2 protein-coding genes and 1 pseudogene are annotated in these 2,500 nt (G+C 44.8%); all 3 read left to right on the top strand.

The genetic code is table 11. The annotated features are described in order from the left end of the window. Positions 1-73: 73 nt before the first annotated feature. Positions 74-754, top strand: a complete 681-nt coding sequence (locus tag QC759_RS09540; protein ID WP_048072767.1) for a DUF169 domain-containing protein — start codon at positions 74-76, stop codon at positions 752-754. A 170-nt stretch (positions 755-924) separates the two neighbouring features. After that, positions 925-2,193: a serine hydroxymethyltransferase gene (gene glyA, locus QC759_RS09535; protein ID WP_048072768.1), complete on the top strand. Its 1,269-nt coding sequence runs from the start codon at positions 925-927 to the stop codon at positions 2,191-2,193. A 76-nt stretch (positions 2,194-2,269) separates the two neighbouring features. Continuing rightward, positions 2,270-2,500: pseudogene (locus QC759_RS09530) on the top strand (dihydromethanopterin reductase (acceptor)); the annotation flags it as partial.

Raw genomic sequence — 2,500 nt, 5'->3', positions numbered from 1 at the left:
AATATCAACAAAAATAATAATTCCATATAGCCAGGAATAAGGTTAAATCTGGAATAAAAGGGAGGGTGATCAAATGGATTATCAGGAACTGGGTAAAAAATTGAAGGATATTCTTAAACTGGAAAGGGAACCAGTTGCTCTTAAATGGGTTTCAAGAGAACCAAGGGATATTCCCCGGGAAGAGGAAAAATCAAGGTTTTGTACCAAGCTCAACAAGGCCCTAAATGGAGAGACTTTTTTTTCCACCGTTGAAGAAGAGGAATGCATGGGTGGTTTGAGGTACACCGGAATGAAAGATCCCAGCAATTTCCCCAAAAACATGCAAAGCGGTTCATTTCTGGTCCCTGGAGGGGTTTACAAAAATATCCCGGCAGTACAACGCTCCTGGAAAAACAATCTGGCAATTGACCCCGGGATCTTCGTGGCCATACTATTTGCACCATTAACCCGGGCCGAGTTTGAGCCAGATGTTATATTCATTGTGGGTAATGCCACCCAGGGAATGGAATTACTGCACGCCAATGCCTACGACTCGGGATCACACGGTCTTGGAGCAGATTCAGGGCCCATATGCAGTTCGATGGCGGCGGTGCCCTATCTCACCGGGAAAGTCACCTACGGATTTGGAGATATCGGTTCCCGAAACAACATGAAATTGAAAACTGAGGAGATCATGGTGAGCCTGCCGGCAACTGACCTGGAAAGGGTGGTGTTGAACCTGGAAGAAATGAAAACAAAAACGTTTTTCCGTTAAAATAAAGATTAATCCTCTGTAAATTGAAAAATCATCCTTTAAACTATTTTTATCATTCTTTTAAATATTGGTGGGAAGATTGGAAAGTATTTATATGGCCTCAATTTTATAGTTCCCTATACCAAACCCGTTAATGTAAGATCATCCCTGATTTTGTCGGGAGGAAACATATGTCAGACAACGAAAAATACGCCCAGGAAATAAAGGATATTACCCTAAAACATCACCAATGGATGAAAAACAGTATAAATCTCATTGCCAGTGAGAACATCACCAGTATAAGCGTCAGAGAGGCCCTGGCCACTGACCTATCCCACCGTTACGCAGAAGGACTGCCATGCCATCGGCTGTACGAGGGATGCCAGTACATCGACGAGATCGAAAATATCACCATCGATCTATCCAAAAAGCTTTACCATGCTGAACACGCCAATGTACAACCCATATCAGGCGTGGTAGCCAACATGGCATCTTTCTTTGCTTTAGCTGATCACAATGATGGAATGATGGCCCTGGAAGTTCCAGTAGGTGGACATATTAGCCACGCCAATGTCAGTGCCGCCGGTATCCGAGGACTCAAAGTATCACCCCACCCCTTCGATGAAGAAAAGATGAACATCGATGCTGACGCCATGAAAAAGGAAATAATCGCCAGCAAACCAAAAATAGTCCTTTTAGGCGGCAGTTTATTCCTCTTCCCCCACCCGGTAGAGGAAGCCCGTGAGGCCGCCGATGAAGTGGGAGCCAAAGTAATGTATGACGGTGCTCATGTTCTGGGACTAATCGCTGGAGGCCAGTTCCAGGACCCATTAAGAGAAGGTGCTGATTTAATGGCTGGAAGTACCCATAAAACTTTCCCTGGACCACAGGGAGGTATAATTCTCTGTAAAGAAGAATTAAAACACCAGATTGACGATGCAGTCTTCCCTGGTGTGGTGAGTAACCATCACCTCCACCACCTGGCCGCCCTGGGTATTGCCACCGCAGAAATGGCCGAATTTGGAGAAGCCTACGCTCAGCAGATCATTAAAAATGCCAAAGCCCTGGCCCAGAACTTCCACGAACTGGGTTTCAAGGTACTGTGTGAAGATCTGGGTTTCACTGAATCCCATCAGGTGGCCATGGACATGTCTGGCATTGGAAAAGCCTCCAAAATGGCCAAAGACCTGGAAGCCAACAACATAATCCTCAACAAGAACCTCCTACCATGGGATGATGTTAACCGCTCCGATGACCCATCAGGTATAAGGGTGGGAACCCAGGAGTTAACCCGCCGTGGATTAAAAGAATCCCACATGGCAGAAGTTGCCGAGCTGATTAAAAAGGTAGTTGTTGAAGGTAAAGAAGTTAAAGATGAGGTATCTGAGTTCATAAGTTCCTTCGACACCGTGCACTATGCTTTCCGCAGTGATAAAGCCTACGATTACATAGAATTTTAATTTAAATTAATTTTTAAATTAAAGAACCATCTACTTCAAATTTGGCAATAAATTCCCAACGTAGGAGAACAGTTTAATGAAAATAGCATGGGCCTTCACTGGAGCAGGTCACCTGCTTTTGGAAAGTGTGGAAACACTGGAGAAAGTCGCCGGTACACATCCGGTGACGGTGCTCCTTTCTGGTGCTGCTGAAGAAGTTTTAAAGATGTACGGTCTTTTTAACCGTGTGAAAGCAGTTACTGGAGGATATTACCAAGAACTGATTCTGGAAAAGGACCAGATGTGGAGTTATCCCATATCTGGCCGT

The sequence above is a fragment of the Methanobacterium formicicum genome (assembly GCF_029848115.1).
Taxonomy (GTDB): domain Archaea; phylum Methanobacteriota; class Methanobacteria; order Methanobacteriales; family Methanobacteriaceae; genus Methanobacterium; species Methanobacterium formicicum.
This window is presented reverse-complemented; position numbering and strand designations above follow the sequence as displayed.

Coding starts and splice junctions, on each gene's coding strand:
- QC759_RS09540 (WP_048072767.1), top strand. CDS start 74: ATGGATTATCAGGAACTGGGTAAAAAATTGAAGGATATTCTTAAACTG.
- glyA (WP_048072768.1), top strand. CDS start 925: ATGTCAGACAACGAAAAATACGCCCAGGAAATAAAGGATATTACCCTA.